General features: G+C 64.8%; 15 protein-coding genes. 7 read left to right on the top strand and 8 right to left on the bottom strand.

The window, feature by feature from the left end; translation table 11 throughout:
• Positions 1–223: 223 nt before the first annotated feature.
• The 7 genes from ACYVAN_RS15510 to ACYVAN_RS15480 all read right to left on the bottom strand — a co-directional run bounded on the left by ACYVAN_RS15510 (position 224) and on the right by ACYVAN_RS15480 (position 6,988).
• Entirely contained in the window at positions 224–1,666 is a 1,443-nt protein-coding gene (locus ACYVAN_RS15510) for an aminotransferase class III-fold pyridoxal phosphate-dependent enzyme (protein ID WP_460960175.1), read from the bottom strand.
• Positions 1,667–1,757: 91 nt separating this feature from the next.
• On the bottom strand, positions 1,758–1,883 hold the full coding sequence (locus ACYVAN_RS15505) for a hypothetical protein (protein WP_460960174.1): 126 nt from the start codon (positions 1,881–1,883) through the stop codon (positions 1,758–1,760).
• 577 nt (positions 1,884–2,460) lie between these two features.
• Complete coding sequence (locus ACYVAN_RS15500; protein ID WP_460960172.1) at positions 2,461–3,669, bottom strand: cytochrome P450; 1,209 nt, start codon at positions 3,667–3,669, stop codon at positions 2,461–2,463.
• Between the two features lie 15 nt (positions 3,670–3,684).
• Positions 3,685–4,659 carry a PDR/VanB family oxidoreductase gene (locus ACYVAN_RS15495; RefSeq protein WP_460960170.1) on the bottom strand — a complete coding sequence of 325 codons (975 nt, stop codon included), beginning with the start codon at positions 4,657–4,659 and terminating at the stop codon, positions 3,685–3,687.
• 13 nt (positions 4,660–4,672) lie between these two features.
• Entirely contained in the window at positions 4,673–4,903 is a 231-nt protein-coding gene (locus tag ACYVAN_RS15490) for a hypothetical protein (protein WP_460960168.1), read from the bottom strand.
• 8 nt (positions 4,904–4,911) lie between these two features.
• Complete coding sequence (locus ACYVAN_RS15485) at positions 4,912–5,964, bottom strand: Rieske 2Fe-2S domain-containing protein (protein ID WP_460960166.1); 1,053 nt, start codon at positions 5,962–5,964, stop codon at positions 4,912–4,914.
• A 256-nt stretch (positions 5,965–6,220) separates the two neighbouring features.
• The gene (locus ACYVAN_RS15480; protein WP_460960164.1) at positions 6,221–6,988 is read right to left on the bottom strand and encodes an IclR family transcriptional regulator; all 768 of its coding nucleotides are present in this window, start codon (positions 6,986–6,988) and stop codon (positions 6,221–6,223) included.
• A 344-nt stretch (positions 6,989–7,332) separates the two neighbouring features.
• On the opposite strand from ACYVAN_RS15480, the gene ACYVAN_RS15475 reads away from it, so the two are divergent.
• The 4 genes from ACYVAN_RS15475 to ACYVAN_RS15460 all read left to right on the top strand — a co-directional run bounded on the left by ACYVAN_RS15475 (position 7,333) and on the right by ACYVAN_RS15460 (position 12,522).
• On the top strand, positions 7,333–8,643 hold the full coding sequence (locus ACYVAN_RS15475) for an MFS transporter (RefSeq protein ID WP_460960163.1): 1,311 nt from the start codon (positions 7,333–7,335) through the stop codon (positions 8,641–8,643).
• Positions 8,644–8,790: 147 nt separating this feature from the next.
• Positions 8,791–9,549, top strand: coding sequence for a Type 1 glutamine amidotransferase-like domain-containing protein (locus ACYVAN_RS15470; protein ID WP_460960161.1), 759 nt, complete (start codon positions 8,791–8,793; stop codon positions 9,547–9,549).
• Between the two features lie 534 nt (positions 9,550–10,083).
• Complete coding sequence (locus ACYVAN_RS15465) at positions 10,084–11,424, top strand: NAD(P)/FAD-dependent oxidoreductase (RefSeq protein WP_460960159.1); 1,341 nt, start codon at positions 10,084–10,086, stop codon at positions 11,422–11,424.
• A gap of 42 nt (positions 11,425–11,466) precedes the next feature.
• Positions 11,467–12,522, top strand: a complete 1,056-nt coding sequence (locus ACYVAN_RS15460; RefSeq protein WP_460960158.1) for a 2,3-butanediol dehydrogenase — start codon at positions 11,467–11,469, stop codon at positions 12,520–12,522.
• A 137-nt stretch (positions 12,523–12,659) separates the two neighbouring features.
• On the opposite strand, the gene ACYVAN_RS15455 is transcribed toward ACYVAN_RS15460, so the two are convergent.
• Positions 12,660–14,339 (bottom strand): phospholipase D family protein, encoded by a 1,680-nt coding sequence (locus ACYVAN_RS15455; RefSeq protein ID WP_460960156.1) that lies wholly within the window; start codon positions 14,337–14,339, stop codon positions 12,660–12,662.
• Between the two features lie 334 nt (positions 14,340–14,673).
• Between ACYVAN_RS15455 and ACYVAN_RS15450 the strand changes: the two genes are divergently transcribed.
• The 3 genes from ACYVAN_RS15450 (at position 14,674) to ACYVAN_RS15440 (ending at position 16,583) form a co-directional block, all read left to right on the top strand.
• Positions 14,674–15,255 (top strand): TetR/AcrR family transcriptional regulator, encoded by a 582-nt coding sequence (locus tag ACYVAN_RS15450; RefSeq protein WP_460960154.1) that lies wholly within the window; start codon positions 14,674–14,676, stop codon positions 15,253–15,255.
• Positions 15,256–15,437: 182 nt separating this feature from the next.
• Complete coding sequence (locus tag ACYVAN_RS15445) at positions 15,438–15,656, top strand: DUF2267 domain-containing protein (protein ID WP_460960152.1); 219 nt, start codon at positions 15,438–15,440, stop codon at positions 15,654–15,656.
• Positions 15,657–16,259: 603 nt separating this feature from the next.
• Positions 16,260–16,583 carry an antibiotic biosynthesis monooxygenase family protein gene (locus tag ACYVAN_RS15440; protein ID WP_460960150.1) on the top strand — a complete coding sequence of 108 codons (324 nt, stop codon included), beginning with the start codon at positions 16,260–16,262 and terminating at the stop codon, positions 16,581–16,583.
• The last annotated feature ends 201 nt before the right edge of the window (positions 16,584–16,784 follow it).

Genomic DNA, 16,784 nt, shown 5'->3' with positions numbered 1-16,784 from the left:
CCCGAGCTGCCGAGTTTCCTGGCGGGACTTCGGCCGCCGCATGTCGGTGCTGCCCAACCTACAGCCGATCACTTCGCTCCGGCTTGCGTTGGTTGTAGGACGTGCGTAATGCAAGCCGGAGCGAGTGGACATGATGCTGAATGTGACGCAACGACACCAGGTGCGGAGATATTGATGTTCTCGGCGGGTGATCCGGACCCGTGCTCGGTCCGGTGCTGCGGCCTCAGGCGACCGAGGCGAGGGCAGAGTCGAGGGCAGAGTCGAGGGCACGTACGATGGTGCGGGCCTCTTCGGCGGAGAGGGTCAGCGGCGGCGAGACGATGATCTTCGTCCCGGCCGGCCGCACCACGACGCCTTCCCGGCGTGCCTGCGCGGCGATGCGCTGGGCGAGACCGGTGGTGGGATCGATGGGCTCGTGGGTTCGCTTGTCGGCGACGAGGTCGACTGCGGCCATGAGGCCCTTGCCTCGGGTTTCGCCCACCAGGCTGTGCCGTTCGAGGTCCTTCATCGCGTCCAGGAGCACGTTCCCGACGCGAGCGGCGTTGCCGGGGAGGCCCTCTGCTTCGACGATATCGAGCACGGCCAGGGCGGCGGCGCACGCGGTGGGGTGCCCGCCGTATGTGTAGCCGTGCATGATGACATGCGAGAAGCCGGGGCCGTTCTCGATCGTGCCGGAAACGCGGCCGTTGAACACGGTCGCTGCGAGCGGGATGTAGCCGGCGGTAATGCCCTTGGCGAAGCAGAGAATGTCGGGGGCCACCCCCCAGCCGCGGCTTCCGAGGATGTTGCCGGTGCGCCCGAAACCGGTCACGACCTCGTCGGCGATGAGAAGGATGTCGTGGCGGTCGAGCACGTCGCGGACGCGACGCCAGTAGCCGTCCGGAGGGACGATGACCCCACCGGCTCCCAGGACGGGCTCGGCCACGAACGCCGCGATGGTTTGCGGCCCGAGGAACTCGATCTGGTTCTCGAGCTGGCGGATCAGGTGATCGGTGAGCTCGTCCGGGTCGCGGCTATCCCACGGGTTGCGGTACAGCCACGGCGCGTCGAGTAGGTGTACGCCGGGCAGCAGTGGGCCGTGGTTGTAGTGATAGACGGCGTTGCCGCCGATCGAGGTGCCTCCGATGTGCAGGCCGTGGTAACCGTTGCGTAGCGACAGGAAACGGGTCCGGGTCGGCTGGTCTGCGGCGACCCAGTACTGTCGGGCGAGCTTGAGTGCGGTCTCGACCGCGTCGGACCCGTTGCAGCCAAACAGCACGCGCTGCATGTCTTCCTGACTGAACATGCCAGTGAGTCGGTCGGCGAGGTCGTAAACTCGCGGGTGCGCGACGCCGTCGAACATCTGGTAGTAGGCCAGTTGGTCGAGCTGGGCGTGGATGGCGGCTTTGACCTCGGGGCGGTTGTGGCCGACGTTGACGTTCCAGAGGCCCCCGACGCCGTCGAGTAGCCGGTTGCCCTCGTTATCGGTCACGTAGTTGCCGTCGCCGGCGACGATGATCAGCGTCTCCTGGTCCGGGTCGGGCGCCGATGGCCCCATGGGGTGCCAAAACCGCTTGGTGGCACGCGCGTAGTCAGGGGCCACAGCGGGCGTTCCGGGAGCGATGAGAGACATTGTTTCCCTCCTTGGTTGGCCAATTTCAAGTCCGCAGGCGGCCGTGCCATGCACACCACGGAGCGCAGGAAGCGCCGCCGATAGTGGAAGACGGCCCATGAGGCCGCGATGTTGCCGTCAAGCCTCCGCCGAACCGACAAACTTGTCAAGTGGATAGTTTTCGGTAGGTCACGGCTCCCGTGTTGCGGGTTTCCCAGCGGATCCGTAGGCGGCTGAGTTCGTGCAGTTGAGCGATCGCCGCGCTGAACATCTCGGTCAACGCAGCGCGCATCTCCTCCGAGGAGCTGCGACCGAAGCACACCTCTTGTCCGTGAGCACTCTGACGCCATCGCCACCGGAGATCAGCCAGCGGTTTAGAACCTTTACCCACCGTTTCCCCGGTCGGGCGCGCTCCTTCGCGAGGACGACGTACACGGCCACCTGGTGGGGAGGTGTCCAAGTTCAAACTTCCCGCCGAGATCCGGATTGTGGACTCCCTGTCCAAGAGCCCGGTAGGGAAGATCGACACGAGCTGACCTGATCCAGAACCACACCAGACCCACGACGATCGTCAAGTTCAAACCCATGACGGATGGTCGTTCTTGGACTGCGCGGGGTAGCTGGGCATCCGCGCTGTGGGCGTTCGCCCCGGGGGCTGAGGCCATCAACGGGGTGAAGCGGCCGACGACGAACCAGGTCGAGCAGCTGGAGGCGATGGGCTATCCACCGAAGGTCGCCGAGATCACCATGCAGCAGACCAGGTCAGTGACCAGTACCCCGTGCGAAGAGAGTTCATGGACAATGCGATCGACGCCGCCAACCGTGAGCAAGTATGCGATGACGATGCTGACTATCGGGCTGGCGGAGGGTCAGGCTGTGCGGGCCTGGACGGGCACACTGCTCCAACCTTTGAGTGTGTTGTTCAGCTTGGAAACCGGTTCGCCTGCTGGTTCGAGACGTTCGATGCGTTGTGCGAGTGCGGTGAGCACCAGTTCGACCTCCAGGCGGGCGATGGGCTGGCCGACGCACTGGTGGGTACCCATTCCGAAGGCAACGTGTCCGGCTGCTTTGCGGGTGATGTCCATCTGGTCGGCGTCCGGTCCCCACTTGCGCGGGTCGCGGTTGGCGGCACCGAGGAACAGCAGGACCTTTTCTCCTTGGGGGATGCGTGTGCCCGATACTTCGACTTCGCGTGTGGTGGTTCGGAAGAAGGTCTGTACCGGGGATGTGTAGCGCAGTGCTTCGTCGAAGGCGAAGCGCGCCAGTGCTGGCTTCTCCCGTAGACGTGCCCATTGGTCAGGGTTGGCGGCAAGCGCCTGCACGGCGTTGCCGATGCCGTAGACGGTGGTGTCGACACCGGCGGAGAGCAGCGACCGCACGAGCATCGGTGCCTGGTCGTGAGTGATCTCGCCGTTGTCGGCAGCATCCCAGAGACGCGCTCCGAGCCCATCGGGCGAAAGCGCGTCACGTTGACAGCTGGCCCAGATCCACTCCTGCACGGGTGCGGCCTCGGCCAGAGCCTGTTCGAGGAGATGATTGCGGGGACCGAAGGCGTTGAACGCGAGCGCCCCGTAGGGCAGCAGGTTTTCCCTGCCCTCAACCGGCAGCCCAACCGCATCGGGGAAGACCTTGAGCGGATAACGTTCCGCGAGGTCCGTGACCGCATCGAACCGGCCTCGGGCTACCAATTCGTCGACGAGTGCTTCGGCTTCGGAGCGGAAGGTGCTGCGGAAGCCGCGTACAGTGCTCGCCGAGATCACCTTTCCCATGGCGCTACGTGCGACGGTGTGTTCCGGTGGATCGGCTTCGAGTAGCAGGCTGGGTGGGCGCCACGGCTCTTCCTTGTGAAAGTCGCTGAGGCCTGCTCCGCGACTCGAGCAGAACGTCTCGTGGTCAGTCAACGAGGCGTGAACCTCGTGGTGGCGGGCCATGGCCCACACCTGGTAGCGGTCGAGATAGACCACGGGGCCGGCATCACGCAGCCGTTCGTGCATCGTGTATGGGGCGACAAGGTTGCTCTCTGCGAAAGGATCGACGTCGAGAACTGCGGCAGTACCGCCCGGGGTGGTAGTGGACATCGGTGTCTCCGTCGGTTAAAGGTCGAGGACCAGGCGCGGGGTGCACGACCGCGACACGCAGATCATCAGCGTGTCCGCGGTGTCCCTTTCCTCGTCGGTGAGGACGGAATCGCGGTGATCCGGTTGACCGGAAACCACCGTGGTTTCACAGGTACCGCAGGTGCCTTCTTGGCAGGAGGACAACACCGGCACACCGGAGTCCTCGATGATTTCGAGAATGGAACGGTCGGCCGGGACTTCCAGGACGGTGCCGCTTTGGGCCAGCTCGACTTCGAAGGTTCCTTGAGGCCCGTCAGTCGCACCGGCCTTCGGGGCGAATCGCTCGAGGTGCAGTGCACCAGCGGGCCAATCCGTGCGTTGCTGCTCGACGGCGAGCAGCAACGGCTCGGGGCCACAGCAGTAGATCGCGGTGTCGGTGTCGTTCTGCCCGGGCTCAGCCAACAACGTGGGCAGGTCGAGCAGCCCACGCTCGTCCTGGGGATGAATGTCGACGTGGCCGGGATAGCAGACTTCGAGCTCGTCGCGGAATGCCATTGAGGATCGGGTCCGTCCACCGTAGACGAGCTGCCATTCCCGTCCCCAAGTCGCGATCTGCGCAACCATCGGCAGGATCGGGGTGATGCCGATGCCACCGGCGATGAACAGGTAGCGCTTGGCGTCCACGAGCGGAAAGTGGTTGCGAGGACCGCGCACGCGCACCGACTGCCCTTCGACGAGGGTGTCGTGAACCTGCTGTGAGCCCCCGCGGCCGATTTCCTCCCGCAAGACGGCGACCTGCCAGGCCGACGAATCCTGTGGGTCTCCGCACAGCGAGTACTGCCGAACGAGGTCCTCGGGGAGCACCAGGTCGACGTGCGCACCCGGCTCCCAGGCAGGCAACGGCTGCGAGTCAGGGCGCCGCAGGGTCAGGCGGACGACACCGTCGGCGACGATGTCCTTGCGCTCGAGCACAAGGTTGAGCTCTTGCTCGGTGTGTGGTGCGGTGGTCATGGCGAATTCCTTTCTAGCCTCCAGTCGACGCCAGAATCGGCTCAGCGACCGGTGACGGCGCTCGTTCGGCTCCGGTTGTGTCGTGGCCGACGGGATGGGCGAGCAGCCATTCCCAGAGTTGGACGGGATCGTCGAACTCGCACTCGGCCGAGCAGTGGCACACGGCGCGAAGCCGGTCGGTGCCCAGTACCCAGTGGATGCGGTACACCCGACCACCGGAAAGCATGGCTTGGTTGGCGGGCACCTGGCTCATCATGCGTCCGTCGTGATGTGCTGCGGGGTGCGCTGCCGTTGAAGAAGACGTCGCGCGGCGAGTCCGCCGGTGTCGATGTTGATCGACAGCTCCTGGTAGCCCTCGGGCTCGGAATGGATGACCTGCTCCAGGACGTCGAGGGCCTCGACATCCTGCAAGACGACGATCTTGTTTTTCTCGGCGAGAAAGTCCGACACCGCTTGGTCGTGGAGGGCGAAGTCGCGGGCCACCGACCAGAAGTCGTGCGTGGAGTGCTCGGTTTCCGGCGTGATCGCATAGACCACCTCGACGTGGAAGGCGTCCGGGTCGCTGCCGTCGGAATTGGGTACTGAACCCACCGGGGCGATGCGACTGTGTAGCTTGTACAGGCATGGCGGGGTGTACTCGATGTCCTGCCAGCGCGCGATGCGGCCTTGCAAGCCGGTCGACTTCGCGTAGAACGGCGGGCATTCGGTGTCGTTCATGTGCCGCGAGACGTAGACAATGCCGACCTCGTCGTCGACCTCGGTCGTGATCGGGGTCGCGGCGACCTCCGGCGTGCCGATGTAGCCGCCGTGCAGGTAGGTCTCGTGCGAGAGGTCGAGCAGGTTGTCGACCAGCAGCGAGAAACGAGCCTGCAACGGCTCCATCCCTGCCACGGTCGTGTAGTCCGCCGAGTCGAGGTAGGGAGCCCGCGGGATGCGCGTCGACTCCGCCTTCGCTGGATCGCCGATGAACACCCACAGGAACGAGTCCTGCTCGACCAGTGGATACGGCACGAGACGGGCGGTGCGTGGGATGCGGTTTTGCCCCGGAGCTGAGACGCACTTGCCGTCGATGCCGTAGGTGAACCCGTGGTAGCCGCAGACCACCTGGTCGTCCACCAGCCGGGAAGGCGCCTGCGACAGCGGGAAACGACGGTGCACGCACCGGTCGGGCATAGCCGTGACCTGCCCACTTTGGGTGCGCCAGAACAGGATCGGCTCGTCGCAAATGGTGCGGGAGAACAGCTCGTGGCTGATCTCGGAGCTGTACGCGGCGACGTACCACTGGTCGCGCGGTATACTCGTCATGATCATTGTCCCTCTCGAGGTAGAGGTCGGATGTGTCCAAGCCAGGGCGACGGATGATCGGGTTCTGGTCTTCGGCTCCGTAAACGGCCAACGGGCAGGACACGTGAACCCGAAACGGGCATCCGTTGGCGGCGATCAAAGTGACCTAGAGCTCAGTGACCTAGGACTCACAGACTGCCGGTGTCCCCTCGCACACCGAACAGGGTTTCCAGAAAATGGAAAACTCTTTTTGGGGAGGGACTACTGGACTATGTGGCTACAGCGGCGCCTTCAAGGCACGCGAGATCGCCCGTGCACTGGTGCGAACCAGCGGGGCCAGGGCATGGGGTGAGCTGCTGCCGTGCTGGATGACCAGGGACACCGCGGCGATCACCTGGTTTTGCGCGTTGTAGATCGGTGCCCCGACCGACATCGTGTCGAGCGTGATCTGCCGGTCACTGATGGAGAACCCGCTGGTGCGGACATCGGCGAGCATGCGACGTAACTGGGCGGGATCGACGACTGTGCGACTGGTGTAGCGGTCGATCGGCTTGCTGAGAACCTCGTCCTGTACCTCGGCGGGGGCATGTGCGAGCAGGGCCAGGCCGACTCCGGTCGTGGTCAACGTGAACCGCCCACCGACCCGGGTGAGCACAGGTACGGCGTCGGAGCCGGCAATCCGTTCGATGAACACGAGCTCGGCGTCCTCGCGGACGGCAAGCTGAACGTTCTCCTTGGTGATCTGCGAAAGATCTTCGAGGAACGGCAGAGCGCGTTCCCGCAGGCCCTGTCCGCGCGGCGCGAGCGAGCCGAGCTCCCACAGCCGCAGCCCGATGCGGTATCGCCCGTCGGCGCCCCGTTCGAGCGCGCCCCACGCGAGGAGTTCGGTGAGCATCCGGTGCACCGTCGAGACCGGCAGGCCGGCCTGCCGTGACAGGTCACTCAGCGTCATCGCCGCACGTTGCGCGCTGAACGCGCTGAGAATCTGCAGCGCGCGGGCCAGCACGGGACCCGTGGCCTGCTCGGAGCGGCGCCCAGATGTCATCAGCTCCACCTCTCGGGTATGACCGTGCAGCGTCACGAGGACGTTGGGCCGCGAAACGCTCAAACAGCAAGAATCGCTCGCGAATATAAATTGTTTCCCGATATTCGGAAAGACTGTTCGCCCGCGCCCTGCGCCGCAACACGATGGTGCGCACCACGCTGAGTGAGACCCAAGTCACTGACACTGCGGTCTTCGTGCGCAGCCGCAGCCGCCGCAATCATCTGCCCGAGTAACCACCAATCCTTCACCTCAGGGAGTACTGCCATGTGTCCGTCAGCCCATTTCACACGGCCGGAGAGTCTCCGGTGACCCTCTCGTTGCGCGCCGCCCTCGATGAGGGGCCGATGAGCCGCTTCCAATGGAGCGCGGTGGGTGTGTGCGTGCTTTTGAACGTGCTCGACGGTTTCGACGTTCTCGTCATGGCGTTCACCGCCAATGCCGTGGCCGATGAATGGGGGTTGACCGGAACCCAGCTCGGGATCCTGCTGAGCGCGGGACTGGTGGGAATGGTGGTCGGGTCGATGCTCGTCGCCCCGTGGGCCGACCGTGCCGGTCGCCGCCCGATAATCCTCGGCTCGCTGGTGGTGGCCAGCGTCGGGATGCTGCTGTCATCGGTGAGCCAGTCAGTCCTGCAACTCGGGCTGCTGCGTGTGCTGACCGGGATCGGAATCGGTGCCATCCTGGCCAGTAGCAACGTCATCGCCAGCGAGTACGCGTCCCGGCGCTGGCGTGGCCTCGCGGTCAGCCTGAACTCCACCGGTTACGCGCTGGGTGCGACCGTCGGTGGTCTGGTCGCTGTCATCCTGCTCGCCGAGTTCGGTTGGCGCTCGGTGTTCGCTTTCGGTGGCGCCGCGACATCCCTGACGATCCTGCTGGTATGGGTGCGCTTGCCCGAGTCGCTGGACTTCCTGGTGACCCGCCGACCGCCCCGCGCGCTTGAAAGGGTCAACGCCCTCGCCGGCCGCCTCGGGCACGCGCCGGTGGACCGTCTGCCCGAACCGAGCACCGCCTCGTCCGCAGGCGGTAGCGCGATCCGCAGAGTGTTCGCACCTGAACTCCGGCGTCCGACGTTGATGTTGTGCAGCGCCTTCTTTCTCGTCATGGCGGGCTTCTACTTCGTCACCAGCTGGACACCGACACTACTGGTCGAGGCTGGTCTGTCGAACACGCAGGGAGTTACCGGCGGGATGCTGCTCAATCTCGGCGGGATCTTCGGCGCTGCCCTGCTCGGCGCTCTTGCCGCCTACTTCGCCCTGCGTTCGGTGCTGATCACGTACTTGATCGCGACCGGTGTGCTGCTGGCCGCGTTCATCGCCGCGACGTCCTCGCTGGCCGCCGCGTTCGTTCTCGGTGCGGTGATCGGACTGTTCGTCAACGGCTGCGTTGCAGGCCTCTACGCTCTTACACCGACCGTCTACGATGCCGGGCTGCGTACCACCGGCGTCGGTACCGCGATCGGGATCGGCCGGATCGGTGCTATCGCCGCCCCTGCGGTGGCTGGGGCGCTGCTCGACGCCGGTTGGTCCCCGCAGAGCCTCTACCTGGCCGTCGGGGGGATCTTCGTGGTCACCGCACTCCCGCTCGTCTTCCTGCGCCCTGCCACCGCAGACACGCAGGCGCGTTCCGCGACAGAGGAGCGCACCACCGCTTACTAGCACCAAGCGCTCCAGAACTGTTCTACGGTCAATGCTGGACGAGGCGACCAGCGGGCGGACGCTGTCGGGGAGGTTGGCACGACGTTCCCAGCGGACGTGCAGTCGCCGGGGCCAGTGCAGCCAGCCCAGGCAGCGTTCGCCTTCGAGGTGTCCGAGCTCGCTGCGGTTCTCGGCGGTGGTCGGCCAGAAGTCGCAATCGCACTTCCTGATTGGCTCGACTGGTACAACACCGACCCCACACCGGAATCGCAGGCACCGCACCCGCCCACCGCCTCCCCAACCTCATGGAACAGCGCACGTGACACCATCTTCCAGGTACGGATGTATTTGTCCTCGTGGCGTCTAGGTACGGCCACCGGCCAGCTGCTGGCCTTGACCAGGGGGGCCGGTTCGGCGGCCGTCATCGGCAACGCGCTTGACTGCACCGACGCGCAGACTCGTCGGGACGGGGTAGCCTTCGAGATCTCAGCGTTGAACAGTCTCGGCTACAACGCCGTCGAGGTTGATCTTCGTATACCTGGTGCAGCACATCTGCTTGCCGACCATGACTTGGTTTGGGTTCGCGGCGGAAACGTCTTCGCACTGCGGGCCGCCATGGCAGTCAGCGGCGCGGACGCGGTACTTGCCGATCTCATCGCGTCGGACACCATTGTTTACGCCGGATACAGCGCGGGCTGTTGTGTATTGTCCCCGAGTTTGCATGGGCTCGAGATGGTGGACGATCCGAGGGTCGTCGATAGGCCGCGCTGGGACGGCCTGGGTCTGCTGTCATACGCCTTCCTACCGCACTACCGGTCCGACCACCCGGAAAGCGCGGCGATCACGCTGGTCGCGGCGGACTACACGGAACGCGGCGTACCCTTCCGAGCACTGTGCGACGGGGAAGTCGTTGTAATCGGGTCCTGAGTCGTCCCAGAGTTTCTCTGGCGACAGCGATGCAGCGGTGATGCGAGCGCCGAGCGCACGAAGAAATAGCCAGAGACAATCCACGTGCGGCGAGTCCTTCTGATGATCGATGCGCGGCGATCGGCGTCCGCAGCACGCCCGACCTTGTCGCAGGAGTCCTAATCGGGCAGTTCTCTGCGAAAACCGATTAATCGCGGGAAAATCGTGTAGATCGATCTAACCTCATCGGACGGTTGACGAAGAACGGCCGTGTGTACCTTCGGGCTGCTTCGCGTGCATTGCATCGGGGACAAGGGTTGCCAGGCTGCTGTGCGGTAGGACCTTTCGCGCGCGAGTGCCCCATGCCTTCGCGGGCAGGACGCAGCATGAGCTTGGTGGCGGCCGCCCTCGTGTGCGGCCGTTCTGGTTGGCGTCGAACGGCCAGTGGCGCGTGGGCGTGTTCGTCGTGAGGAGCCCGGTGCTCTGTACGTCCTTGGTTTTGATCGACCGGGCGGGTGGGTAGTCGTGAACTGGATCTTTTGAGGAGGGTATGCCATGGAGCGCAATAGAGTGGTGATCGTGGGAGGTGGGTTCGCCGGCTATCACGCGGCGGAAAACCTCGCGAAAAGCGTAGACCCGAACGAGACCGAGATCGTTCTGATCAACCCCACGGACTACTTTCTGTACCTTCCGCTGTTGCCCGAGGTCGCGTCCGGAATCTTGGATCCTCGGTCGATCTCGATCCCACTGCCCGGGGCGTTCCCCGGTGTGCGGTTTGTCCTCGGTGAGGTCACCGCGGTGGACCCGGATCACCAGGAGCTGACCTATATCGACCCCGAGGACAACACGGGCTCGCTGTCATTCGACCGCGTGGTGCTGGCTGCGGGAAGTGTCAACAAACTGTTGCCGATCCCGGGGGTTGCCACGCACGGACACGGCTTTCGGGGTGTTCCGGAGGCCCTGTACTTCCGCGATCACGTGACTCGACAGGTCGAGCTGGCGGCTGCCACCGACGACCAGCAGGAGCGCGACGCCCGCTGCACGTTCGTCGTGGTCGGCGCCGGGTATACGGGGACGGAAGTCGCTGCCCAAGGCCCGTCGTTCACCGACATGCTCGCGAAGCGGCACCCGGAACTCAGCGATCAGCCGATGCGCTGGCTCCTCTTGGACGTCGCACCACGCGTGTTGCCGGGACTCGACCGACGACTTTCCCAGACGGCTGACAGTGTCCTGCGCAAACGTGGTGTCGAAGTGCTGACCGAGACGTCGATCGGGGAGGCGTCCGATTCGGGCGTCACGCTCAAGGACGGTCAGTTCGTACCCACGCGCTCGCTTATCTGGTGCGTGGGTGTCCGACCGGATCCCCTTGTGGAGGCGCTCGGTTTGGAAACCCAGCAGGGCAGGCTTGCCGTGACCGAACGGTTGTCGGTGCCCGGACACCCGCATGTGTTCGCATGCGGAGACGCGGCCGCGGTACCGGACTCGCAGAATCCGGGTGAACTGACACCGATGACGGCCCAGCACGCCGTGCGGCAGGGCAAGCTCGCGGCCCGCAACGTTGCCGCGTCCCTCAAGCAGCAAGCGTTGACCCGCTACCGCCACCGGGATCTCGGTTTCGTGGTGGATCTAGGAGCCCGAAAAGCCGCGGCGAACCCGCTGCACGTCCCCATGTCCGGGTTGCCGGCGAAAGCCATCACGCGCGGCTATCACCTCATGTCCATGCGTTCCAACCGGATACGCGTCGCCACCGATTGGATTCTGGACGCCACGAGCCGCCGTCAGCTGGTGCAACTCGGCATGGTCCGTTCCGGAACCGTGCCGCTGGATACCGCGTCGCCCGAGGTGCCGGACCTGCGCTCGAACCAAGGAACCGAGCAGTCGAGTACCGAAGGCTGAATCACGTCCGACCAGGACTCATCCCCGCGAGAGGATCTGTTGATGAAGGCTGTGCGTTTCCACGCGCAAGGTGATCTGCGAGTTGAGGATCTCGACGAGCCGACCGTCGGTCCTGGCGAGGTGAAGCTGAAGGTCGAGTGGTGCGGTTTGTGCGGCACCGACCTCCACGAGTACACCGCCGGACCGATCTTCGTGCCCACTCAGGACGCACCGCATGCCGTCACGGGTGAGAGCGCCCCGGTGGTGCTGGGACACGAGTTTTCCGGACAAGTTGTCGAATGCGGTGAGGAAGTCACGCGGGTTTCCCGCGACGACAACGTCGCCGTGGAACCACTGGTCCGAGACAACACGTGCAACGCTTGTCAACGCGGTCTCTACAACGTGTGTGACAACGTCGGGTTCCACGGTCTCAGCGGTGGTGGGGGCGGCCTCTCCGAGCACACGGTCGTCCCCGAGTTCATGGTGCACCGCCTTCCGGACGGAATGAGTACCGAGACCGGCGCGCTGATCGAGCCGATCGCAGTGGGTTGGCACGCGGTTCAGCAGGCGAACTTCCGGGCTGGCCAGACCGCGCTCGTGGTCGGGGCCGGACCGATCGGTCTGGTCACCGTGCTCGCGCTCAAGGCGGCAGGTGCCCGGTGGGTGGCGGTCAGCGAGATGGCTGATGCCCGCAAGAAGAAGGCAGAGCAGTTCGGTGCGGATCTCGTGCTCGATCCGCAGGAGGACGACGTCGCTGTCAAGATCGACGAAATCACCGGCGGAGGTGTGGACGCGGCGTTCGAATGCACCGGCAAGAAGCCGACACTGGAGACAGCAGTGCACTCCACCCGTCGGCACGGCGTGGTGTGCAACGTCGCCATCTGGGAACAGCCCACCGAGCTGCAGATGAACGACTTGGTGTTCACCGAGGTCGTGTTGACCTCAAGTTTGGCCTATGCGCACGACTTTCCCGCCGTGCTGGCCGCGGTGCAGGACGGCAGGATCGACGCGAGCCAGCTGATCACCGCTCGAATCGATCTGGAAGACGTGGTCCAGGGAGGATTCGAGGAGCTCGTCAACAACAAGGACCAGCACGTGAAGATCCTTGTGCGGCCCTGACTTCGTGTAGAGCTCACCGCAAGCAGGGAACCAGGACCCCGGGAATGCATGGTGCCGAGCCACCGGTTCCTGGGTCCTGCTCGGGCGGCTGAAAACTTGGCAGCCAAGGGCCGTTCGGGTGGGCGCGCGATCCGCCCCTACCACCGTTCGCGGCCGCGTCGCCATGGTGGTTGCCCGTCCGGGTCCATCACCACCCGCCCGAGTGGACCGGCCCACGCTCGGGTCAGTCTCGAGACCCGTGGCCGGGTGTGGAAGCGTAGTTGTCCTGGCGGCCGGGTGGACGCCCGTCCGCTGGTGTGCCACTTTTCCAGAGCGGTCGCCGACCCGCGCAAGACCTCAGTTGCCTGTTCCGGATCGACGAGGTCTTCGTCTTCGTCCGCCTCCCGACCCAGGTGCTCCCGCAAAAGGCGCAACCGCATGTCTTTGGCGAATCCGTGCGAACGCGAGCCGTCAGGGCACGACTCCTCGACGACCGCGGCTGTGAGCTCGGAATCATACGTCCACGATCTGCGGTTGAGATTGGCCGAACCCACCGTGGCCCAGACGTCGTCGACGACGCACACCTTCGAATGCACGTAGATCGGTAGTCCTTCGGTGTTCTCCAGTTCGTAGACGTCCACGCGATCGCCCCCAGCCGCGTACAGCAGATCCAGGGCTTTCCGGTGTGCCACGTCGCTTGTCGCGACATGCACCTTGCCCGCCTTGTCGGGCCTGCTGGGCAGCACGGCGACCATGCGCAGTGCCGGCTCCCGGCGCAAGGCGTCGGCGAAGATCTCCGCAACCATCGGCGACCACAGAAACTGATCCTCGACGTAGATGAACCTGCGGGCGTTGCGGAGTGCTTTGACGTAGCCACGGGCGACGCTCATCTCCCCGCGTGGCGCGAACGGATATCGCGGGATCTTGCTCGGATAGGTGCGCAACAGTTGTACCGCGTGCGAACCGCAGGGATGTGGCGCCGGGAGCTGGTTCGGAAGTGCAACCCGTCCACGCTTGTTGGTACGAAGCTTCTGGCGGATCCGGTGGAACGGCTGGCGCCGTGAGGACGTCGTGTCGTGCCACCGCTCTCGGAAACAGTGTTCGACCGCGGCCACGGCCGGCCCGCGCACTACGAGGTGCGCATCGTGCCACGCCGGTCGCGAACCGTAGATTCCGGCTATCGAGGGCAGCACCTGAGGATCGCCTTGATGGCGAGAGTCGTCGCGCCGGCTCGGGCACGGATCGATACCTCCGATCAGCGCGACATCGGAATCGGGGCGTCCGGGCCGACGAATCACGACGAACTTCTGGTGGTGGGACCCGAAAGCCCGTATCCGCTGGTCCAGCACCGCGAAGCCGCCGAGGCGGTCCAGCAGGTCGACGAAGCTCCTGTTCTGCGGGACGAAGTCTTTGCGCACGTCCAGGTACGGGCACCAGAAGAGCCCACGGACGATGACGCCGGCATCGAGGGCCCGCGCGCACTCGGCGCCGATCGATGGTTGGGACGCCTCGAGCCGTTGAGCCGGATCGCCGATGAACGCGGAGACGTAGACTTGGTCCCCAGCGGTGGTATCGGCGAGTTCCGCTCGCAAGAGGTGAAAATACTCTTGTCCGTCCACCAGGAGCTGCACCTGATTCTCGACGGACCAAGCGGCGTCGTCCGCCTCTCGACGATCGAGTTCCGTTGCCGGGTTGCCGCGTTCGGCAGCTGTCAGCAGCCACTTCCGCGCAGCGCCACCTTCGGGCACGGAGTCCAACGGTGCTACGACCTCCTCGTTCCCGAGCGCGACCAGCGACCTTCGCGGCCGCTGGCGAGCCTTCCACACGATGGTCCGCACTCGTGAATCACCCCGGCCGTCGTCGGTCAACGATGTGGCGCGCGAGCACAACGCAGGAGCACCGCGACGGAACGGGGACCACCATCGAAAACGGTCCAGGGCAGCTCAGCGACGAGCTGCTGGGCGCGGCCCATGAAGCGGCCCGAGCGCATGTTTGCTCGTCCAGTGCGGACGATATGCGCTCGCGTTTCGGCGGTCACGATCAACCGCGTTTCTGGGATGATGGCCAGTTCGGGCGGCGCAGCAGGAGAGCCGCTGTGCCGGCATCGGAACTTGACACGAGCGTCCAGAAGTTGGAAATCTAGTTGATCTAGGCGCAAAGAGGAGACCAGGCATGTCGACGGACAGCGCGGTTACACGCAAGCGAGGACCTGGGCAGAAGGACCCCGGTCGACCCGCCCGGATCGTACGCGCCGCCATCACGGTGATCGCCGAACACGGCATCGAAGCGCTCACCCATCGCAGGGTGGCCGAAGCCGCCAATGTTCCCCTGGGCTCCACGACCTATTACTTCACAGGTCTCGACCAGCTCGTCGAGGCAGCTATGGATGAGGCCGTGCACCATAGTGTGGCCCAGTTACGGGAATGGGAGCAGAAGCTTCTCCCGGATGCCGACCTGCCCACCGCACTAGCAGACTTCGTCGTGACCTCTACAACCGAGCAACGTGATTACACTATCGCCGAGCACAACCTTTACACGGTCGCGCTGAATCGCCCCAATCTCCGTTCCACCGCAGCCGGGTGGGACGACGCATTCGCCGAACCGCTGATCGCCCGCACCGATGGGGTAACCGGCTGCATGCTCGGCACCCTGACATGCGGACTGCAAATGCAAGTGGTTCTCAGGGAAGAGGAACCCGATCGCGACAAGCTTGAAGCCCTCGTCCGCAGCGCGCTCGTGAGGCAAGGCCAGTAAGCAGTTGCTGGGGCTTTTGGAGCGAGGTGAGCTGCGAGCGACCGCTGAGCTTTTGCATACGCACCTGGACCGGGTGCGCTGGATGAAGACCGGGGTCGGACCGGAACCACCGCCACCGCAGCTGGATGTCTGGGGGCGGCAGTAAAGTACCGCGAATATCTCAGCGGCGAGCAGCCCTGCAGGTGCAGGCCGACAGCGCAGGTAAGCAGGTCGGTGTCGAGGAGTTCCTGCGGGAGGTCGCCACCCGGCTGGGCACGGCCAGCATCGAAACCGCTCGGTGGGATACCAGTGCGGTGCTGAGCACGCTTGCCGAGGGCATCTCCGGCGGGGAGCTCAACCAGCTAATCAGCGATCTTCCGAGCGGTTATGCACCCTTGTTCGGTCATCCCGAGTTGGCCTGAGCGCGGTCACGACGCTGGGGTGGTGCTGCTCCGCTGCCACCGCGCCGAGGCGGAGCAGGCAGAGGCGAAAATCTGCCCTGCACTGACGGGGATGGTGGTACGAGGCAGAGCTGCCCTCGCTTTCTCCGACCACGACGGCGGCCGGGTGCCAAACACGAAGGGGTCCGCCGCCCCAGTGAAGAGGTCGGCATTCGGCGGGCTCCAGCGCGCCGCCCGGACTTCCACTGGGAAAAGCGCAGCGAGCAACCGGCCGGGCACGCCCGCAGCTGGTGCGAGAGAATTTCCCCTGCCTTGCCGCTTGTTGAGCCTCCCGTTGCCGTGATCCTGGTAGGTAGACTGGTCTACCTACCAGGATCACGAGATGCGCGAGGAGGAGACCACCACCACGTCCGCGCGATCGACGCTGATTCGCGGAACTCATCTTCCTGGTCTGGAAGGAGCTGCCGTCCACGATGGACTCGGCCATCGCAACGAACGCCTTACTCGCGCACTCGCCTACATCGACGAGCTGATTGATCATGCACTGTCAGGCCTGGGGCCAGAGTCATAGCACCGGATCAGTCGGCACTGCCGGACCGACTTTCGAATACCTGCAGAAGAGTCATGGTTCTCGAATCCGCTGTGCTCAACGTTCGTCCCGGTCAGGAAACCGAGTTCGAAGCCACCTTCAGCGAAGCGAAGCACATCATCGCCGATATGCCAGGGTTCTCGGGGCTCGGACTCCAACGCTGCTTTGAGACACCGAACCGCTACTTGCTGCTCGTCCGATGGCGCGACCTCGCAGACCACACCGAAGGATTTCGTCGATCATCCGACTACCAGGAATGGAAGCGACTCCTCCACGACTTCTATGATCCGTTCCCCACCGTCGAGCACTACCAATCGGCAGAGACGATTGAGCCCGATGCCGCACGGCCGCAAGGGTGAAACGCCTTGCCGCACGCCGACTCGACGCCTCCTCCCTGTCTCTCCGGGAGCAGCTCTACTGGTTACGCGATGGCGGCGCTGAATCCTGTGGCCATCACCCGCTGACCTATTCCCGTCAGACTCCTGGAAGGAAAGCACCTTGGCAACGTTGATCTTCTTCTTGCTACTCGGCGCCGTACTTGCCGGCATCGGACGCGCTAG

This window comes from Parasphingorhabdus pacifica (assembly GCF_054779195.1).
This window is presented reverse-complemented; position numbering and strand designations above follow the sequence as displayed.

What these genes read in the sequence shown, in the direction of transcription:
- ACYVAN_RS15500 (WP_460960172.1), bottom strand. Translation starts at nt 3,669, where the DNA reads ATGTCCACTACCACCCCGGGCGGTACTGCCGCAGTTCTCGACGTCGAT.
- ACYVAN_RS15450 (WP_460960154.1), top strand. Translation starts at nt 14,674, where the DNA reads ATGTCGACGGACAGCGCGGTTACACGCAAGCGAGGACCTGGGCAGAAG.
- ACYVAN_RS15460 (WP_460960158.1), top strand. Translation starts at nt 11,467, where the DNA reads ATGAAGGCTGTGCGTTTCCACGCGCAAGGTGATCTGCGAGTTGAGGAT.
- ACYVAN_RS15440 (WP_460960150.1), top strand. Translation starts at nt 16,260, where the DNA reads ATGGTTCTCGAATCCGCTGTGCTCAACGTTCGTCCCGGTCAGGAAACC.
- ACYVAN_RS15465 (WP_460960159.1), top strand. Translation starts at nt 10,084, where the DNA reads ATGGAGCGCAATAGAGTGGTGATCGTGGGAGGTGGGTTCGCCGGCTAT.
- ACYVAN_RS15505 (WP_460960174.1), bottom strand. Translation starts at nt 1,883, where the DNA reads ATGCGCGCTGCGTTGACCGAGATGTTCAGCGCGGCGATCGCTCAACTG.
- ACYVAN_RS15485 (WP_460960166.1), bottom strand. Translation starts at nt 5,964, where the DNA reads ATGACGAGTATACCGCGCGACCAGTGGTACGTCGCCGCGTACAGCTCC.
- ACYVAN_RS15480 (WP_460960164.1), bottom strand. Translation starts at nt 6,988, where the DNA reads ATGACATCTGGGCGCCGCTCCGAGCAGGCCACGGGTCCCGTGCTGGCC.
- ACYVAN_RS15495 (WP_460960170.1), bottom strand. Translation starts at nt 4,659, where the DNA reads ATGACCACCGCACCACACACCGAGCAAGAGCTCAACCTTGTGCTCGAG.
- ACYVAN_RS15475 (WP_460960163.1), top strand. Translation starts at nt 7,333, where the DNA reads ATGAGCCGCTTCCAATGGAGCGCGGTGGGTGTGTGCGTGCTTTTGAAC.